At 53.1% G+C, this 24,018-nt stretch carries 15 protein-coding genes; 5 read left to right on the top strand and 10 right to left on the bottom strand.

The features are described from left to right. Nucleotides 1-88 precede the first annotated feature (88 nt). Nucleotides 89-1,453: a response regulator transcription factor gene (locus MKY64_RS03990; protein ID WP_339310736.1), complete on the bottom strand. Its 1,365-nt coding sequence runs from the start codon at nucleotides 1,451-1,453 to the stop codon at nucleotides 89-91. Between the two features lie 320 nt (nucleotides 1,454-1,773). Between MKY64_RS03990 and MKY64_RS03985 the strand changes: the two genes are divergently transcribed. The 3 genes from MKY64_RS03985 to MKY64_RS03975 all read left to right on the top strand — a co-directional run bounded on the left by MKY64_RS03985 (nucleotide 1,774) and on the right by MKY64_RS03975 (nucleotide 8,293). Then, nucleotides 1,774-5,499: a glycoside hydrolase family 9 protein gene (locus tag MKY64_RS03985; protein ID WP_340951036.1), complete on the top strand. Its 3,726-nt coding sequence runs from the start codon at nucleotides 1,774-1,776 to the stop codon at nucleotides 5,497-5,499. Nucleotides 5,500-5,786: 287 nt separating this feature from the next. Further along, the gene (locus MKY64_RS03980; protein WP_340951034.1) at nucleotides 5,787-6,695 is read left to right on the top strand and encodes an ankyrin repeat domain-containing protein; all 909 of its coding nucleotides are present in this window, start codon (nucleotides 5,787-5,789) and stop codon (nucleotides 6,693-6,695) included. Between the two features lie 275 nt (nucleotides 6,696-6,970). Then, on the top strand, nucleotides 6,971-8,293 hold the full coding sequence (locus tag MKY64_RS03975) for an IS4 family transposase (RefSeq protein WP_339249709.1): 1,323 nt from the start codon (nucleotides 6,971-6,973) through the stop codon (nucleotides 8,291-8,293). 597 nt (nucleotides 8,294-8,890) lie between these two features. On the opposite strand, the gene MKY64_RS03970 is transcribed toward MKY64_RS03975, so the two are convergent. The 5 genes from MKY64_RS03970 to MKY64_RS03950 form a co-directional block, all read right to left on the bottom strand. Beyond that, entirely contained in the window at nucleotides 8,891-11,008 is a 2,118-nt protein-coding gene (locus MKY64_RS03970) for a serine hydrolase (protein ID WP_340951032.1), read from the bottom strand. 65 nt (nucleotides 11,009-11,073) lie between these two features. Then, nucleotides 11,074-12,459 carry a sigma-54 interaction domain-containing protein gene (locus MKY64_RS03965; RefSeq protein ID WP_340951031.1) on the bottom strand — a complete coding sequence of 462 codons (1,386 nt, stop codon included), beginning with the start codon at nucleotides 12,457-12,459 and terminating at the stop codon, nucleotides 11,074-11,076. Nucleotides 12,460-12,570: 111 nt separating this feature from the next. Then, nucleotides 12,571-13,524 (bottom strand): DUF561 domain-containing protein, encoded by a 954-nt coding sequence (locus tag MKY64_RS03960; protein ID WP_036724044.1) that lies wholly within the window; start codon nucleotides 13,522-13,524, stop codon nucleotides 12,571-12,573. Nucleotides 13,525-13,578: 54 nt separating this feature from the next. Further along, complete coding sequence (locus MKY64_RS03955; RefSeq protein WP_340951029.1) at nucleotides 13,579-14,814, bottom strand: L-lactate MFS transporter; 1,236 nt, start codon at nucleotides 14,812-14,814, stop codon at nucleotides 13,579-13,581. Between the two features lie 55 nt (nucleotides 14,815-14,869). After that, nucleotides 14,870-16,453 (bottom strand): acyl CoA:acetate/3-ketoacid CoA transferase, encoded by a 1,584-nt coding sequence (locus tag MKY64_RS03950; RefSeq protein WP_340951028.1) that lies wholly within the window; start codon nucleotides 16,451-16,453, stop codon nucleotides 14,870-14,872. Between the two features lie 633 nt (nucleotides 16,454-17,086). Between MKY64_RS03950 and MKY64_RS03945 the strand changes: the two genes are divergently transcribed. Further along, nucleotides 17,087-18,715: a xylulokinase gene (locus MKY64_RS03945; protein ID WP_340951026.1), complete on the top strand. Its 1,629-nt coding sequence runs from the start codon at nucleotides 17,087-17,089 to the stop codon at nucleotides 18,713-18,715. After that, complete coding sequence (locus tag MKY64_RS03940; protein ID WP_339250013.1) at nucleotides 18,712-19,281, top strand: hypothetical protein; 570 nt, start codon at nucleotides 18,712-18,714, stop codon at nucleotides 19,279-19,281. Before MKY64_RS03945 ends, MKY64_RS03940 begins: the two co-directional genes overlap by 4 nt. A gap of 385 nt (nucleotides 19,282-19,666) precedes the next feature. On the opposite strand, the gene MKY64_RS03935 is transcribed toward MKY64_RS03940, so the two are convergent. The 4 genes from MKY64_RS03935 to MKY64_RS03920 all read right to left on the bottom strand — a co-directional run bounded on the left by MKY64_RS03935 (nucleotide 19,667) and on the right by MKY64_RS03920 (nucleotide 23,938). Then, a complete protein-coding gene (locus MKY64_RS03935) occupies nucleotides 19,667-20,473 on the bottom strand; it encodes a Nif3-like dinuclear metal center hexameric protein (protein WP_340951024.1) in 807 nt (268 codons plus the stop codon). Between the two features lie 20 nt (nucleotides 20,474-20,493). After that, nucleotides 20,494-21,387, bottom strand: coding sequence for a carbohydrate ABC transporter permease (locus MKY64_RS03930; protein WP_340752457.1), 894 nt, complete (start codon nucleotides 21,385-21,387; stop codon nucleotides 20,494-20,496). 12 nt (nucleotides 21,388-21,399) lie between these two features. Further along, entirely contained in the window at nucleotides 21,400-22,323 is a 924-nt protein-coding gene (locus MKY64_RS03925) for an ABC transporter permease (protein WP_036724053.1), read from the bottom strand. 70 nt (nucleotides 22,324-22,393) lie between these two features. Next, nucleotides 22,394-23,938 carry an ABC transporter substrate-binding protein gene (locus tag MKY64_RS03920; RefSeq protein WP_340951022.1) on the bottom strand — a complete coding sequence of 515 codons (1,545 nt, stop codon included), beginning with the start codon at nucleotides 23,936-23,938 and terminating at the stop codon, nucleotides 22,394-22,396. Nucleotides 23,939-24,018 lie beyond the last annotated feature (80 nt).

The following is a 24,018-nucleotide window of genomic DNA, read 5'->3' as shown; positions in this document are numbered from 1 at the left end:
AATCCAGCCCACCACCAGGAACGGGAGCACGATGCAGAGCAGGAAGGCGAGGATGACTTTATGTTTGAGCTTGAGTTTAAGTTTGAGTTTAGGCTTCAGCCCGGTCCCCTCCTCTGGCCTGTTTGCGGAATTCTGCCGGAGTGAGGCCCAGCACCCGCTTGAACATCCGGCTGAAGTGCTCCGGTGATTCGTACCCTACCGCATAGGCAACCTCATACCGTTTCTTGTCGGTAGCAATCATAAGGCGCTTGGCCTCTTCCATCCGCAATGCGGTCACATAGTCCCAGAGGTTGGTTTTCATATCACGCTTGAAAATATAACCCAGATGGGCGGCGCTGAAATGCACCTCCTCGGAAATATCCTGGATCTTCAGCGCCGGATTCCGGTAATGGTTCTGGATGTAGCTTGTAATCCGTGAGATTACACTCGGGTCTCCGGCCGGGTCCTGCGGCGGCGGCTGTTGCGCGGAATCCGGCAGCTGCTGCCCTCTGCTGAGATGCTCCTGCATGGCGATATCGCCATAATAGAACACCTTTTGCCCGGGATGAACGCTGCTCCGCCCGGCAGCCGTATCCGCTTCTTCCAGCAGGCCGGGAAGTGTGGAGACCCCCCCGCCAAGAGTGCTGAGTCCGATAATCGCCTCCGCATTCAAATGCTGCTTCAGGTTCATGGCGATCATCTGCCCGATCATCTGGATCTGGGAGTGCACTCTAATCTGGGGATCTCCCATATCTTCAGCGGACAACTGGATGATGCTGATGATCGAATGGCCGAAGCCGTTGAAGGTGATGCCATCCCATTCGGCTAACGTTTCGTTCATAATATTGAGAGCCGCATATTTCAGCAGCTTGCGGTCATGCAGCGTAACCTGCTGGCGGCTGAATCCGGCCTGGCTGTAATCTATACGGATGGAGATCACTCCGAAATAGGGCCCTTGCAGCAGGCCGCCCAATTCGCCGGTGATCTCTTCAATATCCTGCGGCGACAGATTCCGCTCGGTGACCAGCTCCATCAGCCACTCCTCGCGCCGGGAATGCTCCTGGATGTGCTTGTGCTCCCCCTGCGCGCTTTTCCCCGGAAGCTCCTTCTGGGTTAATGCTTTGCGGACTACCCGCAGCAGTTCCGTCCGCTCCACCGGCTTCACCAGATAATCCTTGGCTCCCAGCCGGAGCGATTTTTTGGCGAAATCAAACTTCTCATGGGCCGAAATGACAATCACCGGAACATTCCACTGCTCCATATAGATATTCTCCATTAATTCAATGCCACTCATCCGGCCCATCTGGATATCGGTCAGCACCAGATCGAAATGGTCCATCCGCAAGTAGTCAATCGCTTCAAAGCCATTGATGGCCGTCTCCACCTCCGTGATGTTCAACTCCGAAGTGAGCAGGAAGTTTCGGATCCCTGCACTCACTCTCGGCTCATCATCCACAACGAGAATTTTATACATGATGTCCCCCTCTTTCGATTGCCAATTCATCGCCAGGCAGCTTCAGGTTCTTCTGTGTACCACAGTACACTTGCAATAAATAAGCGTAGATGATCTATTTCCGCTTTTCTGTGATCTATTTCCGCATGTTGTGCTGCCAGCTTCTATTCGTCCCCCGTTTCATAGATATAGCCCCTCTACACCCCTAGTATAGATCACATATTTCCTGTAATTCATCATGGATAAGTGATAGTAACTCTTTTATGCTACCTTTGCAAGCGTTTTCATATAAAAGAAAGGAGAGCCGGGTTAACGATATTTCATTATGAGGAGGTTCTACGATGTTCATCCGAAGTCCATTCCCCCAGAGGTTTAACAAGTTCGTATCTGTAAGCCTCAGTCTGTTGTTAATTCTATGCAGTGTTGCTCTGTCCCCCCGGCCTGCCGCCGCTGCTGTCGCTCCCTTGCCGGGTCCCGCTCACCCTCTCTTGTACGATAATTTCGCCGGCGGAGGCGTGTTCAAGCAGAACTGGACCAACTGGTTCAATCAGAGCGGCGGCAGCGGAACCTTCACCAAGACCACCCAAGGCACCCGCACCATTGGAAAATTCACACAAACCCCAAGCTCCTCCTCCTCCTGGGCCAAGTTTCAGCCAATGAACGAGACCTTCGACCTCTCAGGCTACCGTTATATGAATCTGTCGCTGAACAATGCAGGGTATGCCCAGTCCCTCATTCGTGTCGTGATCAGCGACGGGATTACCAATTACAATCTGACCGGGGGTTATGTTCCCGCCACGGCTGCCTGGACCGATCTGCAGTTCGATCTCGATGCCTTGTCGCCCAAGATTCAGAAGAAGAAGGTGAAGCTGGAAATCTGGCTGCGACAAGGCGGCGGGACTTACGGCGAGATGCTGGTCGATGATATTGTGTTCACTACAGCATCCAGCGGGTCCGCTCCCCAGCTAAGCCCGGCAGGGATGACAGCCAATACGGACGGCAGCTACAACCAGAATACGGATTTTACCTTTGAAGCCGTCTATACCGATGCAGATAATGAAGCCCCCTTCGCTGTTCAGGTCATTATCGATGATACCGCCTATGTAATGCGTGAATCCGACCCAGCAGATGTAACCTATACGGACGGCAAAAAATATAGCTTCCTAACGAAGCTGCCGGCAGGCGCTCATACCTACTATTTTCGCACCACCGATACAACCTCCGATGAAGTCGCTACCAGTGTCCAGGCGCTGAGTGTTGTCCAGGCCTCCTCCGTAATTGATATTGCTGTGAGTCAGGCCGGATATAGCGCAGGTGATATCAAGAACGCGAAATTCATCTCGGACACCACGGTCACAGATGCCACTTATGAAATAGTCGACGGAACTAACGTAGTCTACTCAGGCACGATGACCTATGAGGGTCTGCATTGGAACAAGCATGTCTACTCGATCGGCTTCACCCCGCTCACAGATTCCGGGAACAACTATAGAGTGCGGAGTAATCAGGTGTATTCTTACGCTTTTGAGATTGCTCCGAATCTGTGGGATCAATATAAGGATGAAATGACCGCCTTCTACCGGCTGCTACGCGCCTCGGTCGCGACCAGCGATGCTTATCCTGCGGGGTACAGCAGTGTAGCGCCTTCAGCCAAGCTCTACCACGGGGCAGGCCATCTGGATGATGCGCAATCTGCGGACGGCCTGACCCATTATGATCTGACCGGCAGCTGGTATGACGCCGGAGATTACGGCAAATACGGCGGCAACCAGTGGGTCGGCGCGGAGATTGCCCTGGCCTACATCCGTTATGCTGACCATGACAGCGTAAAGTACGATAATGACAGCAACGGGATTCCCGACCTGGTGGACGAAGCCGTCTTCGGCAGCGAATACCTGATTAAGTTCGCGGATCAGCTCGGCGGGGAGATGTACAATCTCCGCAACAACGCCTCATTCGTCCATCCGGAGAAATCCACCGACAATGTCTCCGGCACCGCCGATGACCGCAAGCTGACGGATCTGAGTGTCGGCGGCTCGGCCAAGTCAGCAGGCACACTCGCCGCCACCGCACGGGCGATCCGTACAGCGATTGACGAAGGGGATGTCCCGTCCGCGCAGATCGCGGAGCTTACGGAATTCGCTGAAGCATGTGAGAGTGCGGCGGTAATCTTTTATGAATATGTGGTCGCCCATCCTGACGGTCCGATCGGCTCTTATTCCACGAGGGGCGGGATTCCCAATTCCAAGCTGCTGGCGGATGTTGAGCTCTACCTGCTGACCGGCGAAGCCAAATACAAGAATGCTGCCACCGCTACAATTAACGCTCTAACCCTGGACGACATTTCCTCCACCAACTACTGGGACATGAGTCCAATGTCCATGGCTGAATTCTATCCGGCTGCAGATGCTGCCACACAATCTCATATTCATAGCCTGCTCAAGGGGCAAGCGGATTACTTCCTCTCCATGACCGATGATACCCCGTACGGGGTGCTGAACCAGTTCAAAAACTTCGGGGTGAACGAGCCTCATGCCTCTTACCTGGGCGATCTGCTGCGGTATTATGAATTATTCGGTGATCCGGCAGCCCTGCAAGGGGTGCTGAAGGGGATGTACTGGGTGTTCGGAGAGAATCCGTGGAATATCAGCTGGGTCTCCGGCATCGGCACCCATCATGTGATGTTCCCGCATACCCGCTACAATGAGGAATCCAATACGCCGGGAGACACCGGGATTATTCTTCCGGGAGCGATGGTCAGCGGGCCTAATATGAAGGATCCCAAGAACAAGAGCAGCATAAGCCCGTGGTATCAGGACCGCTCCCTCTACCTGGATGATACGAACCAGTGGCGGTATAACGAGTTCAGCATCAGCATTCAGGCCGGATTACTCTACACTGTTATGGGCTTGAGCGCTACTCCGGGAACAGGTGCGGATGCCGCAGCGGTGCCGCCCGCCTTGCCGGTCCTCTCTCCGGTGATTGGTGAATGGGTGCGGGGAGAGGTGACTGTTTTTGTCCAGGCGGAGGATGAGCTGAGCGATGTGGAATATGCGGCAACCGGATTGCCTTATCAGCCGATGACTGTGTCCGGGAATGTATATGGGTCGGTAAGCGGTGCGGTCTACGCTGCGGTTGTTGATGAGAGTCAGTCCTTGCCTTATACCAACCGGAGAGTCGATGTCCGCGCCAAAGACCCTTCCGGCGGCTACACCTATAGCTCCACACATTACACCGTGGCTCCGGCTCTGCCGGACCCTTCCACTCCGCTGTTATATGATGATTTTGGCGGGGCCGGGTTCTGGGGCGGTTCAGCGGCCAACACCACCTGGGTCAACTGGTATAATCAGAATGGCGGCACGGGAACGTTCACCAAGCTTACAGCCGATGGACGCTCTGCGGGCCAATTCGCCCAGACGCCGGCCAGTGTGAATTCAGCGGCCAAATTCCAGCCGTGGAACGATGTGGTCGATCTGAGCGGCTATCAATATCTGAATATTACGCTGAAGAATCCTGCCTCTCCTGATCTCAGGACCCGGATTGAGCTCAGTGACGGCAAACGAACCTATAATCTGACCGGCGGCTGGGTAGAGGTTCCCTCCTCTTGGAGTGATCTGCAATTCGATCTGAACGCCTTAACCCCGGCTATTGATAAAAAAGCTCTGAAGATGTCCGTCTGGCTGAAGCAAAATTCAGTCACTCCGGGTGAGATGCTGATTGATGAGATCAAAGCGACCAATCAGGTCAGCGGAAGCGCGCCGACCCTGACCGCAGGCGGCGTAAATCACACTACTGGCACCACACAGACGGACTATACCTTCACTGTCACTTATACGGATGCCGACAATCAGGCCCCGTTCGCTATGGAGCTGATTCTGGATGGCGTCGTCCGCACCATGCAGCCTGCCAATCCGAATGACAATAATTATGTGGACGGCCGAATCTACCAATATACCGCCAAGCTGCCCCCGGGCCAGCATTCCTATTACTTCCACACCACCGACACCTTCACCGATGCAGTAAGCACCGGGGTGCAGAGTGGTCCTGAGATTAGTGAAGGACAGTAGGAGTTGCGGGGTTCCGCGGAATTAGCCGAGAGCTGTAGGATTAGCGATGAGTACAGATTTAGCGAAGAGCCATAAGGATATCCCACGCTTCAGCGGGAGAAAATATGCGAGTTTGAAGGCAGAATAGAGAACGGGTATACTACTGTCATGCACAGCGGTACAGTCTGATAGCATAATTACCAGAGTGCACCGCTGTAACATCAGGGCTGTCGCAGCTATGAACCCGCAGACTGCTGGCAGGATGTCGGAGATTGGGACGACAGCGGATGAATGGAGGGAGTTCTACGATGGGCGATGAAGATATCATGTGGCTGACTGTTGATGATCCGCTGGCGAAGTCTGTTGTGCAGGCAATTCGTACAGGCGATGTGCCGGGGTTGACTCAATTACTTGCCGGAAACCCGGGGCTGGCTACAGCCCGAATTGCCGGGACTGAAGAGGGACGTGCAAGTAATGAAGGGACCGGCAGCGGGGAGACTAGCGATGCAGGAACCAGCAGCGTGGATCCTGACAATGCTAATAGCGGAGACGCTGGGGCAAACAGTGAGAACACTGGCGGCGGCACTGATCGCGGGATGTCCCGCACGCTCCTGCATATTGCTACCGACTGGCCGGGGCATTATCCCAACAATGCAGCGGTGGTTACCGCGCTGATTGAGGCAGGCGCTGAAGTGAATGCGCAGTTCAGCGGGGCGCACCGCGAGACGCCGCTGCACTGGGCGGCAAGCTGCGATGACATCGAGGTGCTCGACCTCCTGCTTGATGCCGGGGCCGACATCGAGGCCTCCGGCGCAGTCATCGCGGGCGGCACACCGCTGGACGATGCGGTGGCGTTCTCCCAGTGGAAGGCAGCGCACCGGCTGGTAGAGCGCGGGGCTAAGCCAGCGCTATGGCATGCGGCTGCACTGGGGCTGCTTGGCCTGATGGAGGCCCATTTCGCCGGTGAGTTGCTCTCCCGGCGTTATCCCTGGGGAGCTAGTGCTGCTTCAGCACCGGACGAGGTAACCGTTGCTTTCTGGTGTGCCTGCCACGGCGGACAGCGCGCCGCTGCCGAATACCTGCTCGCCCGGGGAGCCGATCTGACCTGGCGCTCAGCATGGGATGGCCTCACTCCCCTGGACGCCGCTCTGCGCAGCAACGCCGCTGAACTGTTGGAGTGGCTGCAAAGTCTGGGGGCCGAATCGGCACAACACTAGGTAACCTGGAATGAACTGATGGCCCCGGCCTTGTCTGAGAAGATAGGGCCGGGGCTATTTTGGGTGCACTTTTGCTCCTCATTTCCGCTCGCCGCCCACTTTCAGCCGATTCAGGTGCACTTCTGCCAATGTCATTAAGTTAAGATATAGAGCCAAAACAAGAAAAAGGCAGGTTATCGAAAAGATAGCCTGCTCTTTTTTTGCACAAAAAAAATCTTGACAATCCGTAGAAAACGTGTGGCGAAGCCCCTTGAAAAAACGAGGAGGTTACGCCAATGAATGCTTATGCAAATTCGCTGAAAGACAGACTGACTTCTCTTATCCGAGAGATGGCGGCTGCCCCCGCGCCTTACGTCAGAAACCCGGGAAAGGATTTTACCCGAACGAAAAAACTACCCTTTGAAACGGTTATGCAAACCCTGATCTTTATGGGCGGCAATAGCCTCTATAAGGAACTGTTGGAATCGCAGGGCTATGACGTTAACACCGCAACTTCTTCTGCTTTTGTTCAGCAAAGAAATAAAATTTTGCCGTCTGCGGTCGAATCTTTGTTTCACACCTTTACCGCGTCCCATACGGAATTCAAGGATTATCGAGGCTATCGATTATTGGCCATTGACGGTTCCGATCTGCATATTGCAACAGATCCTGCGGACCCGTTGACCTATTCTCAAAGTCAGCCCCACTCGAAAGGCTTTAACCTTCTGCACTTGAACGCTGCTTATGACCTCTGTAACCGGCTTTATGTGGATGCCATTGTTCAACCTCGAAAGTTCCGCAACGAAGGAAGGGCACTGGCCACAATGGTGGATCGCTCCCCCATTCAGGGTAACGTCCTTGTGACGGGGGATCGAGGATTTGAAAGCTATAATACGTTCGCACATCTGGAACGGAAAGGATGGAATTACGTCATACGCGTCAAGGATTTGCATTCGAATGGTATTCTTTCGGGTTTGCACTTGACCTTGGACGGAGCGTTTGATCAGGAGATTCACCTGACGCTGACTAAAAAACAAACAAAAGAGTTCAGGAATCGCCCCGAAATCTATAAAGTTCTTCCGGCTACCTCTAGCTTTGATTTTCTGGACATGCAAGAGAACTTGTTTTACCCCATTTCCTTTCGGGTGGTTCGTTTCCTCCTGCCCAGTGGCGATTATGAAACCGTCATTACCAATCTGTCTACTGCTGAATTCTCACCGGATGAACTCCGGGATCTGTATCATCTGCGATGGGGCATTGAGACCTCTTTCCGGGCTTTGAAATACACCATTGGTTTGACCCATTTTCACGCAAAAAAGCAAGAGTCCATTACCCAAGAGATATTCGCAAGAATGATCCTCTACAACTTCGCTGAAATGATTACCTCGCACGTAGTCATTTCCCAAAAGGATAAACGGCACCTCTACCAAGTCAACTTCACGGTAGCCGTTCACGTCTGTAGACATTTCCTGCGCTCCAAGGGCGATGGACCCCCGCCTGATGTGGAAGCTTTGATTCGCAAAAATATTTTGCCGATTCGTCTCACCCGTCCTGGGCAAAGGAATACACGCAGAATACGTAGCAAATCCGCCATTAGCTTCGTCTACAGAGTAGCATAATTCGGTTCGCATGAACATTTTTTTAAGTGGATCTTCCATCCGCTTTGTTTGCTATGCGCTTTTTTCCTTCCTTACACCAAAAACAAACGGCATAGGACGTTTCCCCATACCGTTTTGGATTCTCTTTATTAATTCCAAACTTATCTTTGAACTTATCTTAATGACATTGGCACTTCTGCTCCTCATTTCCATTTGCCGCCCACTTTCAGCCGATTCAAGTGCACTAGTGATCCTCATTTCTATTTGCCGCCCACTTTCAGCCGATTCAGGTGCACTTCTGCTCCTCATTTCCGCTCGCCGCCCACTTTCAGCCGATTCAGGTGCACTAGTGATCCTCATTTTCTCCCGCCCACTTTAGACTAATTCAAGTGCACTTCTGCGCCCACTTCCAGCGGGATCAGAGGGATTTATCTCTCTCCTTCACCCATACCGCCCACTTCCGCAGGATCAGAGGGATTCGTGGATATTACAATCTCTTTAACAACGAAACAGGACCGGCCCATTAGCCGGTCCCATTAATATGCAAGCTTCCCGCAGGTCAGCTTCATCCCAAGACTCCAGCCTACTAATGCTGTAGCCTGCTGCTATCCGCAGCGATTATTTGCCCGCTTCCGCAGGCTTCTCCTTCAGTCCGGCGACGATCTGATCGATCGGGTTCGTGAACAGCGCATACAAGATCGCTGCGTTCTCCTTCTTGCTCAGCGCGGCTCTGGACTTGTAATCCATAGCGCCCTTGGCATCCGGCTTGAAGTCCGGTCCGTACAGGCCCAGGGCGACGGCCATTTTCACTGCGGGAACTGCCCATTTATCGGTGTTTCCGGCCAGCTTCACCTTCTGGAACAGCTTATCCGGGTACTGCGCAGTGTACATTCTCCAGATCATGACTGCCGCCTCCTGACGGGAGATGACCCGGTCCGGCTGGAACTCTCCGCTAGCCGTTCCTTCAATCATTCCCAGCTCAACAGCCTGCTGGATGTAAGCGGCATCGGGATGGCCCTGCAGATCCGGGAAGGCCAGCTTCTCAGTAGTGCTTCCCTTAAGTCCGCTGCTCTCCATCATCAGGCGAACATACTGGGCGCGCGTAATACCCGAGTCAGGCTGGAAGCTCAGCGTGGCTTCGTTCGGCAGATACCCTAGCGACTGGAGCATCTGTACCGGAGTGGCATAAGGATGGCTCGCGGGAACGTCGGCATAACCAACGCCATCCGGTCCCTTTTGCCCGTAGCTGAACGGATTGAGGTAAGGCTCCTTCAGATAAGCGCTTCCTCCGTCATCCTTCATGGTGAAGCCTGTAAATTTGCCGGTCAGCTCATCCGTGAACAGATTATCATCTACCTGAATCAGCTTGCGGGAACCCAGCAAAGCGTCATTAATCATTAGCGCACCATTCTGCACGGAGACTGTAGACACCAGACTCTTCATACGGAGATCCGCATAGTAGCCGGTGAATGCCTTCAGCGCTTCAGCGCTCATCGGCTTATAGGCATCCAGCTTCACCGGTGCGGCATATTGCGGGAAGAATGTCTGGATAAAGGCCGGATAGAACAGCTCCCGCAGTGCACTTTGCTGATTATAGCCAATGAACACCCCGGTGTTCTGCTCGGGAATAAGGAACATATACGAACTGAAGCCGATTAAATCACCGGCCTTGGTGATAATCTTGGAGCTGCTGCCAGCTCCGGGAAGCTGGAACGGCGCCTCAAAGCCGTAGGTAGTGTTCGGCAGCAAAGGATGAATTGTGGAGCGGTATTCCTCCATAGACTTTACTGTGTCTTCCTTAAGAATACGGTTATTGTCAACGGCTCCCCCGTTCAGAAAAGCCGTCATGAACTTGGCAACATCATCGCCAGTAGACAGCATGCCGCCATGCGGCATCACGGTTGGCGTCACATTGTACAGATCGACCTCTTTGCCCGTAGCGTCATAGGCAGTAGCAAGATTGTCCTTCAGCTTACCTTCCAGCAGGAAGCCGCTTGAATCCATCTTCAGCGGGGCGAAGACATGCTTCTCCATATACTGCTCATAAGGCATCCCGCTGGCTTTTTCCACCACCAGACCGAGCAGCAACGAAGCGAAGTTATCATACATGTAAGAGGTGCCCGGCTTACGCACCACAGGCGGCATATGCTTCACCACGTAATCCTCAATCGACACCTTGGTGGTGAAATCCTGGTTGATATCCTCCGGCAGCGGGTCCTGGATACGGAAACCGGTGGTGTGAGTCAGCAGATCCCCCACAGTTACCGGAACCCCGAAGGGGTTGTCGAAGGCCATCGGACCGGTATAAGTCTGGAAATCCGCTTTCAAATCGAGCTTCCCCTGCTCCACGAGCTGCATGGCAGCAGTGGCGGTGAAGGTTTTGGAGACGGAGGCCAGGCGGAAGACTGTTTTGTCAGGGTCTACCTTACTTTTGGCATCCTTATCCGCGAATCCGAAGCCTTCTTCGATAACCGTCTTGCCATCCTTCACCACCACAACAACCGCACCGGATAGCTGCGCTTTCACCGCATCCGAACTGAAGAATTGCTTGAGGAAGGCCGCAGCATTCTCTGTTGTCAGCGGCTTGGCCGCTGCAGTGGCAGCTGCCGGAGCGGTAGAAGCAGGGGGAACGGCGGCGGCCTGAACAGCCGGAGCCGTAAGTGTCAGAACCAGTGCAGCCGAAAGCACGGTCCTCGTCCAAAAGGCAGAGCGGCGGCGCAATATTGACAATTTCATTCACTTCACTCCATTCCATAGATTAATAGGCATAGTAGTTAATACGCCTTAACCTGGAGAATGGTTCATTTAAATCGCAGCACCTCTTCCATCTTCTTCAGCTTTCTGTAGATTACCGACCTGTCCACACTTAATTTCTTGGCCGCCTCCGTCCCGTTCCCGGCACAATCCTGCAGCACTTTTTTGATATAATGGCCCTCCGCCACAGCAGTGAAATCCTTCAGACTTGCGAGCTGATGCTTATTCTTCTCAATGAAGTGGTCGAGGGAGAACCCGTCGCCAATCTGCTCCTCTTCCTGTATGCTCTGGCCCACATGCTCGGTCACCACCAGCCGCTCGATGTAATTCCTTAATTCTCTAACATTCCCATGCCAGGGCTGGTTCAGCATCTTATCGAATTCTTCGGCGCTCAGCACATATTTCTTGCCGTACATCTCATTGAAGCTGGTGATGAAGCTGGAGATTAACCCTACCAGATCCAGCTTCCGGTTGCGCAGCGGCGGAATATGAATCGGAATCACATTAATCCGGTAATACAGATCTTCGCGGAACAGCCCCTTTTTGACCAGACTCCACAAATCACGATTCGTCGCAGAGATCACCCGGCAATTGACCGGGATATTCGTCAGGCCGCCCACCCGCCGCACTTCATTATTCTCAAGCACCCGCAATAATTTGGCCTGCATCTCCAGCGGCAAATCGGCAATCTCATCGAGGAAAAGCACCCCGCCGTTCGCGATCTCAATCATGCCCGCCTTGACCTCGGTCTGCCCTTCTAGGACGCCCTTCTCGTATCCGAACAGTTCATATTCGAACAAGGACGGAGCAATCGCGGCACAGTTAATGGCAATGAAGGGCCCCTTCCACTTCTCGCTCTTCATATGAATGTACTTGGCGATCACCTCTTTGCCTGTGCCGGATTCGCCGTAGATCAGCACCTTGCTGTCGTAAGAAGCAATCTGGTTGCAGACCTTGATAATCTGCTTCATCGCCAGACTCTCAGCCACGATGCCCTTCTTCTTCTCTGCCGCCATACCGCCTAACTGCTTATGGATCTGCTGGGCGACAGGCACATTTGCTTCATAATAGTTCTGCTCCTGGCTGAATTCGTTGGAGGTGGTAACGACCAGTTGTACCTCCCCGTCTTTGTCCAGAATGGGAATCGCCGACGAGAAGACATGGAAGCCTCTGGAGGTATTGACGGTCCTGGAGACCTTCTGCTTGGTCGCAATAGCCTCCATAGTAATAGAGTGAGCGTAATAGCCCGCCTTTACCAGATCCTGAACGTTCGCCTTAAGCAGCTCCTCCAGATGGATACCAATGGTTAGCGCGGTAAATTCATTGGAGATTAAGATATTCCCGTTCTGATCGGTAACAAATAACGTAGACGGATATTCTTCCACGAGTTCTTCGAAAGCGGGTTTGCCTGTATTTTTATTTTTTTTGGTCACCTTCATCAGTCCTAACCCATGAGATTAACGCTTACATTCCACCTAGACAAAAAGCCAAACCGCATCATTATATAAATGATACCATTTGGCTAATGGTTAGCAAAACCTTAATTAGGCATGTGCTACAGCTTCAAAGGTTACTTTGCCCATCTTGTCCATGACTTCCTGCGCCTCAGCGAACATGGTGGTAATCATCTCTTCCACGGTGGTAATTTTGTTAACCATCCCGCAGATCTGTCCGGCCATCACGGACCCGGTATCGGTATCCCCTTCAAACACAGCTCTGCGCAGCGAGCCCAGGCTTAAGCTCTCCAGCTCCTCACGCGATGCCTTCTCATTCTCCATTCTGAGGAATTCGGCAATCATGCTGTTCTTGATGCTTCTTACCGGACCGCCAAGGCTCCGGCCAGTTACGGTTGTGCTGGTATCATCGGCGTTGATGACCGCCAGCTTGAAGTTCTCATGTGTCGGGCATTCCACAGTCGCGAGGAACCGGGTTCCCACCTGAACACCCTGTGCTCCGAGGGCAAAAGCAGCGGCAATCCCGCGTCCATCGGCAATCCCGCCGGCGCCAATTACCGGAATGGATACCGCACTGGCAACTTGCGGCAGCAGAGCCATGGTTGTAGTCTCACCCACATGTCCGCCCGCTTCGGTTCCCTCGGCTACAATCGCATCGACACCGAGCGCTTCCATCTTCTTGGCGATTTTGACGGAAGGGACTACCGGAATCACGATAATGCCATGTTCCTTCAGAATCGGCATATAAGGAGCCGGTGTGCCTGCGCCTGTGGTTACGATCTTCACGCCTTCTTCAATAATAACCTGGATCAGCTCAGGGATATTGTTCATCATCAGCATCAGGTTGACGGCAAACGGCTTGTCGGTGCTTGCTTTGGCCTTGCGGATCTCGTCACGGAGACGGTCAGCGGTGAACCCGCCGGAGCCGATAATGCCCAGCCCGCCCGCATTGGACACAGCGCCTACCAGCGGAGACACAGCAATCTGAGCCATCCCCCCCTGGAAAATCGGATATTTAATTCCTAACAGTTGTGTAATCGACATTATAATTACCTCCATATTTTAATTAATGTTGTTTATTTGAACTTCTGGACTTCCTTAAGCCGCCTTAGCCACTTCCGGCTCGGGCTTCTGCTTCTCCATAGCTTTGTAGACGAAGGTTAAGGCGAAGCCGACCAGGGAGATGACCAGCGCGATGTAAAAGGCATTCGTGAAGTTGCCGTCATTGGCTGCCGCTACACTGCCGGCAATTCTCGGTCCGAAGAATGCGGCTCCCGAGTAGCCGATGAAGGTGACACCGTAGTTCACACCGTAATATTTCATTCCGAATTTCTCACCGACAATGGACGGGAAGATGCCCATTGTTCCGCCGAAGCATAAGCCGATCCCGGCAATCGCGACAGCGAATCCGGCCACGGAAGTCGTTAGAGCAATTGTGAGCATCATAGCCGAAATGACGAGATAAATCATCAGCAGGCAGTTCACCCGGCCGATTCTATCGGACACTGCGCCCCAGAACACACGGCCCAGGCAGTTGCTCAGTGAGTACAAGCTGACGTAGAGCGCTGCGGCGGCTGCGGTTAAGCCGAACATTTTTTGACCGATTACCGATGCATTCGCGGTTACCATCATACCAGACAGGGCACCGATCAGGAACAGGCAGGCAATCACATAGAATAGCGGCTTCTTGATCATCTCGTTCCATGGTACATTCACTCCCGCCTTGGCGGCTCCGGTTACCGGAGGGGTCCATCCTTCAGGAGCATAACCGGCCGGGGCAGGTCGGACAAGCAAGCCAAGCCCTAGAATAATCACCAGGAAAGCAACACCGAGTGTAATTAAGGCAGACTGTACACCATTGCCGGTGATCAGCGCATTAGCGATAGGAGCGATAGCGATGGTGCCGCCGCCATATCCGGCTGTAACGATACCCGCTGCCAGACCTCTTTTATCCGGAAAGAGCTTCACGCTGTTGCCAATGGTCGAGGAATACACGATTCCCTGGCCAATCCCGGTAATGACGCCATAAGTGATATACAGCATCCAAGGTGCAGTAGCCAGACCCGAGAGAATGAATCCAATCCCGAACATCGCACCGCCGATAAAGACTGCCTTCCTCGCTCCCCCTTTATCCACCAGCTTACCGCCCAGGATCATCGGAATCGGGGAAATCGCTGCATTAATGGTAAAAGCAATCATAATATCCGGCATGCTCACGCTGAAGACCTTCGTTAATGGCAATGCGAAAATACTGAAAGCATAAATGGCGCCTACACAGATATTAATGATCGTTGAGGCAATCAAGATCCTCCAGCGGTTCAACTGTACGTTCATGGTATCATCCCTCTTTTAGTTGGTTTATAAGTTCAGCTTACGGTATTTACATTAACTACACTTCCTGCAGCACCCGGTTCTTATCGGCGATAATCGACTTCAGCATGCCCCAGTTCTCTTGGAACATAGCCGCGTCCATTTCCTTCAGGTCCGGTGAAATGACGGGCTTGAAGTCCATCTGATCCAGAATCTCTGTCTGCAGGTCGATGCCTGGCGCGATTTCGGTCAAGGTCATTTTACCGTTCAGCAGTTCAAAGACGGCGCGTTCCGTAACATACACAACCGGTTGCTTTACCTTGGCGGCATAGGATCCGCTGAAGGTGATCTGCTGTACCTTTGAGATGAATTTCTTGGCTTTGCCCTCTTGAATGATGTGCAGCTTGCCGTTCTCTACCTTAATCTGCAGCCCGCCCGCTGTAAAAGTACCCGCGAACACCAGCTTCTTCGCCGCCTGAGAGATATTGATGAATCCGCCGCAGCCCGCTACCCGTGTGCCGAATTTGCTGACATTCACATTCCCCGACTCATCTGTCTGGGCCAGACCAAGGACCGACAGGTCTATGCCGCCGCCGTCATAGAAATCGAACTGGGCATCATGATCTACAATCGCCTCGGAGTTGTACGCATGACCGAAGTCCTTCAGCCCTGCGGGAACCCCGCCGATCGAGCCTGCCTCTGTCGTCAGAATCAGCTGGTCGTCCACGCCCTCTTCAGCAGCAATGTTCGCTACATTCACCGGGATGCCGACTCCGAGATTCAGGATGGTATTCGGCTGAAGCTCTACGGCTGTGCGGCGGGAGATGATTTTGCGTTCATCCAACGGCAAGACTTCAATCGAATCCACAGGCACTTTGACATGACCGGAGAACGCCGGATTGTACTGCGTATTCTCGGTCTGGTAATGATTCTCCGGGGTGGACACGACGAGGTAATCTACCAGAATGCCCGGAACCTTCACATCCTTGGGATTCAAGGTGCCGTTCTTAGCCACCGTCTCTACCTGGGCGATCACGATGCCGCCGGAGTTGCGGACCGCCTGGGCGATTGGCAGAACCTCCATGTGCAGGCCTTCTTTTTCCAGGGTGAGGTTACCGTTCTCGTCTGCCACGGTGCCACGGATCAGGGCGATCTGAATCGGGAAGGTCTTGTAGAACAGCCACTCTTCACCTTCAAGTTCAATCACCTTCACAATGTCCTCCTTGGTAGACGGGGACATCTTGCCGCCCTCCACGCGGGGATCGACGAAGGTCTCCATACCCACCTTGGTAATCACACCCGGGCGCTTGGCGGCAATCTCGCGGTAGAGCTGGGTAATCACACCCTGAGGCAGGTTGTAGGCTTCGCATTTATCTTCTTCGATCAGCTTAGCTAGCCCGGGGGAAGCGATGGCGATACCGCCAATCCAGCGTTTGATGAGGCCTTCATGTCCCAGGTGGCTCATGCCCTTGTCGCGGCGGTTGCCAACTGCGCTGGCATGCATCACGGTCAGATTCTTCGGATGTCCAGTCTGTACGAAGCGCTCTTCAATGGCGATCCCCATCTCTTCTGCCCAGCAGGATAATCCAAATCCGCTTGCCGCTACCGTATCTCCGTCCTTGATGAGTTCCGCTGCTTTGGCGGCTGAAATTACTTTGCTCATTTCATCTGCTCCTCTTTATGTGAATTATTTCACTACACTTGTTAAAAAAATAATGGCCCTTCTGTGTGTCTCCTAATTGCTGCTCTATGCGTCTCGTTTTGTTTGTGAAATATTTCTCAAGGTCATCGTAATACAGAAAAAAGCACCGGTCAATAGCTCCAAAAAGCCTTGAATTCAAGGTATTTTTCTGTTGTTTTTTTGCGACTGGCTCCGTAGAACCGCCTAAACTTCAAGCAATAATGTTCTTTAAAAATTCATAAGCTTGCCTCTATCTCCCCCCTGCGCCACACCTGATTTCCCTAAACCGGAAGACGGTCAAGCGTTGCAAAATATCCACACTATTTCATGGGGTCCGGCTTGGGCGTTATCTGTCCAAACTTCAGGGACCCTTCACCAAGCTGCAAATAGTGCAAACCCGTCAAGAACATGGTGCAGACCCGGGAATCTGGCAGAAAAAAATTTTATTTTATTTCTCAGCAGGCGGAATTCGCAGATTTGCAACAGTATATTAGGGCCAAATCAGCCTATCTCGGGACAACGTTCGCTGGGTGGGATTGGAAGAGTTGTATAAATTCAACCTCCTATGCTATATTCGGTTCAACTACATATGGGAGAGAGAGAGGTAGCTCTATCATGGGGAATTCTTCTAAGAAAGAAACGATTGAGCGGGGAGACACTTCGCTGGGCATTGAACTGGGGTCCACCCGGATCAAGGCGGTGCTGATCGACCGGCATTACGAGGTTATAGCATCCGGTACCTATGAATGGGAGAATCAATTGATCGGAGGATACTGGACTTACGATCTGAAGGAAATGCTTCAGGGCGTGCAGGCAGCCTATGAGCAGGTGAAGCTGGAGGTTCAGGAGCGTTATGGCGTAACGCTGCAAAAAATCGGCTCCATCGGCTGCTCGGCCATGATGCAGGGGTATATTGTGCTGGACCAGTACGGCGAACTGCTGGTTCCCTTCCGTACCTGGCGCAATGCCACAACGGCTGAAGCCGCAGCGGAGCTGACTAGCGCTTTTCAATTCAAAATCCCTGAACGCTGGAGCATCGCCCACCTGTATCAGGCTATTTTGAACGGTGAAGAGCATGTGGCCAGAATAGATTATCTTACGACGCTATCGGGTTACGTTCACTTGCTGCTGACGGGCCGCAGGGCTATCGGGATCGGGGATGCCTCCGGGATGTTCCCCATCGACGAAGTAACGAAGCAGTACAATGAAGAGATGGTGAAGCAGTTCACCACTCTAACTGCCGGCAGGGGTTATCCTTGGAAGCTGCAAGATATCCTGCCTACAGTGTATACGGCCGGTAAGCATGCAGGAAATCTCAGTGAAGCAGGTGCCCGGCTGATCGACCCGTCAGGCCGTTTGCAGGCCGGTATTCCGCTATGCCCGCCGGAGGGCGATGCCGGAACAGGTATGGTGGCTACAGGTAGTGTTAGGAAACGAACTGGCAATATTTCCGTAGGGACGTCGGTCTTTGCTATGTTTGTGCTGGAGCAGAATCTAAGTGCGGTCCACCCTGAGATTGATATCGTGAATACACCGGAAGGCAGCCCGGTTGCTATGGTTCTTGCCAACAACTGCTCCAGCGATCTGAATGCCTGGATCGGCTTGTTCCGTGAATTTCATGAAGCCATGGGGCTGAAGCCCGACATGAACCAGTTATTCAGCGTCCTGCTGAGCCAGGTGCTGGAAGCGGATGCGGATGGCGGCGGCTTGTTGAGCTACGGCTACTATTCAGGCGAGAATATCACCGGCTTTGCCCAAGGGCGTCCGCTGTTCGTCCGTTCGCCGCAGAGCCGCTTCACGCTGGCTAACTTCATGAGAGTTCATCTGTATGGCGCTTTCGCTGCGTTAAGACTCGGAATGGAGATTCTGACCGGGCAGGAACGGGTAACGATTGACCGTATTTCAGCGCACGGCGGATTGTTCCGCACCCCGCAGGTCGGCCAGCGGATCTGTGCCGCTGCACTGAATGTTCCGGTCTCAGTCTTGTCTACGGCTGGTGAAGGCGGAGCATGGGGAATAGCCATTCTGGCCTCTTATATGATACATAAGGAGCCGAACGAGAGCCTGGCGGATTACTTGACCTCTAAGGTGTTCTGTGACATGGAAGGACAGGAGGTAACGCCTGACCCTACTGATGTGGACGGCTTTGCTCTCTATATGGAGCGTTACACCAAGGGGCTGACCATCGAGCAGGCGGCGATAGATCATTTACTGGAGAACCGGAAGAGAGGAGAACTCGGATGAAAATAGATATGGGCAGGCTTACGGTATTGCTTACCTCCCTGCTGCTGATAGCCTCCGCCCCTTCGGCTTATGCTAAAGCGCCGGATGCCAAGGCACTGCTCAAGCAGAAGTTCCCGGGAGAAACGGTACGGTTGCTGAAGACCGCAGACCTGAATAACGATCAGAAGCCGGAGAGCTTCCTGCTCACGGAGTCGGGCAATTTGTATCTAGTCAACTCCAAGGGTGTAGCAGTACTAATTGATAAGCAGATTATGGAGTTCGAAGAGGATGAAGCGGATATGCAAATCTTCGCTGTCTCCCCTACGGAGAAGCATCTGGCAGTTACCGTGGATTATCTGCCCTCGAACACCCAGGTCTCGGTCTACCGCCTGAACTATGGCACTCTGACCAAGAAGCTTCAGTTCATGGGGGATCAAGGAGCCGAGATCGATAAGAAGGGACGCCTGCATCAATACTGGAAGGACTTCAAAGACGAGGGCGGCGGCTGGGACCTGGCCGAGGGGATCTTCACCTGGGATGCCAAGGCAGGGAAGTACAGAGCTACGGGCAATTACGTCTTGCAGTAGTATAAAAGGCAGCCATACTCCCGGTAGCGGAGATGGCTGCCTTTGATTTATGCCAGGCTTGCGGCATAACTGGTCTGGGCTAGGCCGAGCATCATTTGCATTTGACTCTGCGGGATCTGCCCAGCGGACTGAGAGGCGCTTATTCTGCCCAAAAGCCGCTTTTTACGCAGGTTACGGACTCCATGGCCCTTATTGGTGGTAATACCACCGATTAACATCACTTAGTGGACGAATAAGCGCATCTCAGTCCGATAAGCGGTGTAAAAGTAGGTTTTTCCTCAAAATAAGGGCTCTCCAGTCCGTTAGAAGCAGGCCGGAGGGGTCCGGGGGCCACCCGAGGTCAGAATCATTTCACGGAACGATTGTAACTCGCTCCATCCTCACCTCACAAATACACGAACGGCTCCCTCGCATCCACGAATGTAACCGGAACCCCGTCCACCAGCGGCGCCAGCCACCCGGCCATATACTTCATGCCCCATTCCTCGGAGCGCTCGTGACCGATCACGATCATCGCCTTGTTCATGCCCAGCATGGCGGCGTCATTGACGTAAGCACATAAGGTCCACTCGGTAATGTCGCCGCAGACCATCACATCCAGACCCTTCTCCTGCATCAGCTCCATCGGCATCTGCTCCCGGCCGAGGCCCAGACTGCCGCCGCCGACAAGGATGCCGATACGGGAGCAGGGCGCTTCCGGGTTGCCGACGATCTGAATCACCTTCATCCCCAGCCGCTGCTTCAGGAAGCCTGCCAACTCACCGACTGTGGTCTCCTCGATCAGATACCCCCAGGCGTCCTTGTCGTCCAGCTTCTTATCCGCCCAATCCAGCTCCTTCAGCAGTCCGTCATAGATCCGGTCCGTATCCGCCAGATGCATATGGTCATGGAAGCGCCAGATCGTAAGGCCGTGCTCCTCGATCAGCTTTTTTTTCGCCAGATATACCGGGTCCTGCTGCAGCCAGTCCAGTGTATCATTGCCGGTATAGTAGGTCGGCTCATGGGTGATAATCAAGTTGGCTCCAGCAGCAATAGCTTCCTTGATGACATCTACGGTAGCCATGAACGTAGTGACGATCCCTGTGACCTCCATCTCTTCACTGCCGCCCGCCAGCACATCACAGGTCTGCTCCAGCCTCCGTCCCCCGCAGCAATCGAGCAGAATCCGGTCAATGACCTCTTGCACTTTCATACGCTCATCTCCTATCATATTTAGCCTTTGACAGCTCCGATAACCACGCCGCGGGTCAAGTACTTCTGCATGAACGGCAGGACGAACAGCACCGGCACAATGCCCAGCACCGCCATCGCCATCCGCACCGCTGTACTTGGCAGCGATACCGTGTCGGCTCCGAGTACATTCCCGGCTTGACCGGAATTGAGGAACTGGATGTTGCTCATGAGCTGCATCAGCAGATTCTGAATACCGTACAATTGCGGCTTAGATACAAAATATAACGCATTGATCCAGTCATTCCAATAGGCCAGGCCCATAAACATCCCGACGGTTGCCATGACCGGCATGGACAGCGGAAGCATGATGCGGAAGAAGGTCCGCAGCTCCGAGGCCCCATCGATCTGGGCGGCTTCGATAATCTCCAGCGGCACATTATTCTTGAAGTAGTTACGGACCAGCAGGACGTTGAACCCGTTCGCCAGCAGATTGGGCAGGATCAGCGCCCACAGCGTATTTTTGATATGGAAGTACTGGGTCCACATGATGTATGAAGGCACAACCCCCCCGCTGAACAGCATGGTGAAGAAGACGACAAACGCCAGCGTATTATGATACTTGAAATCAGACCGGGACATCGGATAAGCAAGCATGCTTGTTATCAGCAGTCCAATCGCGGTTCCCAGGATCGTCACGAGAAAGGACACGCCATAGGCTCTAATGAAAATGTACGCCGAGGACTTAATATACCGGTACGCGTCTAGACTTAGATGCTCCGGGAAAAAGCTGTACCCGTTGCGGATCAGGGTCGTCTCGTTGGTGAACGAAGCGATCACAATCAGCAGGAAGGGCAAAAAAGCAAAAACCGTCAGCAGGATCATCACGACCGCAGAAAACACCGTAAACGTTCGTTCTCCTCTTGTTTGGATCATCCGAATTTCCTCCTAGAACAAAGCGTTTTCTGGATTGACCTTCTTGACGATGGCATTGACCGTAAGCACAAGGGCAAAGCCGACCAGCGACTGATACAGACCGGCGGCTGCCGACATTCCAATATCATTGAGCTGCATCAAGGCGCGGTAGACATACGTATCAATCGTCTGGGTAGTGCTGTATAGCGCACCGGAGTTCATTGGAACCTGATAGAACAGGCCGAAGTCAGAGTTGAAAATCCGGCCCATCGACATCAGCACCAGCACAATAATGGTCGGCTTCAGCAGCGGCAGGGTAATCATGCGGATCTGCTTGAGCTTCCCGGCACCGTCGATTTTGGCCGACTCATAGATGCTCTTGTCAATGCCGGCAATCGAGGCAAAATAGACAATTGAGCCGTAGCCTGCCGTCTTCCAGATCTGAATAAGGACCAGCAGGTACGGCCAATATTTCGCCTCCGAATACCAGTTGATCTCCGGTATCCCCAGCGGCCGCAGAATCGAATGATTGACGAACCCGCTGTCGGCGTTCAGAAAGGCGAAGACGAGCAGCGAAAGCACGATCATCGAGATCAGGTTCGGCAGAATCAGCCCGGTCATGAACAGCTTCGAGTACAGCTTGTTCAGCAGCTCCGACATCAGAATGGCAATGATGATCGAAACTACGGTTCCCAGCGCGATAAACGTCAGATTGTACAGCAGGGTGTTGCGGGTCATAATCCAGGCATCACTGGTCTGGAACAGAAAGGTGAAGTTCTTGAAGCCGATCCAGTCGCTGCCGAAGATGCCTTTGGCATAATTGACATCCTTGAACGCGATGAACACCCCGAACATGGGGAAGTAGCTGTTAATGAGAAAATACAGCAGTCCCGGACCCGCGAGAATTAATAAAGGAAGTGTTTTTTTGAGTGGCTTGGATTTAGGTTTGGCAGTCATGCCGGATTCACCTCCATTGCCGGGGGCAGAGCCTCCATTAGCGGCTCTACCCTCAGCAGGCTTATTCAAATTATTGTTTTTGCGCGGCAAGCCATTGATCCAGTTGTTGCTGCTTGCTGTCTATAATGTCTTGTGCACCCGCATCCTTCAGCGCACTGTTGAATTTCGCAATAATGCTCTCAGGATCTACCGAACCGCTGACCAGTGCCGGCAGGAATTGATTCACTACGTTGTTCACAGCACTCATCTGCGTCTTCACTTGCCCCTGGTCGAAGATAAAGCCGAAATACGGCGATCTTTCGGTATCCTTATTCTCCTTCAGCTTCAGTTCCACATCCGACCAGTTGATTCCCTCCATCTGATACTGGAGTGACTCGGAGCCGACGATCCCTGAGCTAAGCATGGCTGTATAAGGCACCGTATTGGCGTCCATGCCTTCCGGGAATTTCACATGATGCTCATCTACCTTGATGTAATCCTCCCCTTCAATTCCGAACAGAATGGTGTTGATCAGCTCTTTGTCGGTGTAGAGCAGGTTCAGGAACTTCACAGCGGCTTCCGTCTCCTTCGAGGTACTGGAGACCATCCAGGTCACCGAGTTCACGGCACTTGTATCGAAGTAGAACGGGGCGATGCGCTTGGTCTCAATGTTTTTGCCGACCTGTGCACTCAGTTGCTTGCCAACCTCCATGCCGCTGTAGCCGCCCAGGAAGGAGAAGCCGCGCCCCGAAGATACCATCTCCATCGCTGTAATCGTAGTGGTTGCGGTATCCTTCTGCAGATACCCGGCCTCGAACCAGTCTCTCATCATCTGAATTCCGTTCTTGAAGACATCCGATTCGTAGAAGTTAACGACCTTGCCGTTGTCACCGATCACGACACCGACTCCGGTGGTATCGGTCAGGTAATCCACCTTACTCGCACCCTTCATCCAGTTCACAAGTCCGGTATCTGTCGGATTCACATTAATCGGGCCAAACGGAACTACATCCGGCAGCTTCTGCTTCACTGCGCCGAACACCGCAGGCAGATCCTCTACCGATTGGATGGAGTCTGCTGCTACGCCCGCCTCTGCGAGCATATCCGCGTTGTAGATGATATTGGTCGGCAGCGCCATCCCTTTATTCACAGGAATGCCGTAGATATGCCCGTCCATCGTGGTGGTTTTGAGAATATCCGGCCCGAAATCCTTGTCCAGAATGGCTGTCAGCTCTTTGCCGTGTTCGGTAAGCAGCCCTTCGAGCGGAGCCACCTGGCTCTTGGATACATAGTTGGAGAATTGTCCGAGGGTGGTGAAGATATCCATCTTCTCCCCGCTCTGGAGCGCAAGATTGACCTTCTGGGCATAATCTGCCGGGCCGAAGAGTCGGAAGTCCACCTTCACCCCGATTTTCTCCGTTGTGATGGCGTTGATCGCATTCGTCACCTTGCTCAGATCATCGGGAATCCGGTTGAAGGAGGGCAGTGCGAATACAATCTCAGCCACCTTGGCCTTCGCTTCCGTATCCCCGGAATTCTTGGACGATGTATTGGAATTGCCGCCGCAGGCGGAGAGCAGCGAACCGCAGATTACCATGGACAACAGCAGTGAACCTAACCCCTTTTTATTCTTCATGATCATGCCTCCTGTTCTATATTTACATTCTCATTGTACCGGTCCTGGAGGGGGCGGGCTTTCAATAATACGGGCTGTTT

It is taken from the genome of Paenibacillus sp. FSL R7-0210, from assembly GCF_038009085.1.
GTDB classification, from domain to species: Bacteria; Bacillota; Bacilli; order Paenibacillales; family Paenibacillaceae; genus Paenibacillus_AQ; species Paenibacillus_AQ silagei.
The sequence above is the reverse complement of the archived record's forward strand: the minus strand, read 5'-3'. Positions and strand labels throughout refer to the sequence as shown.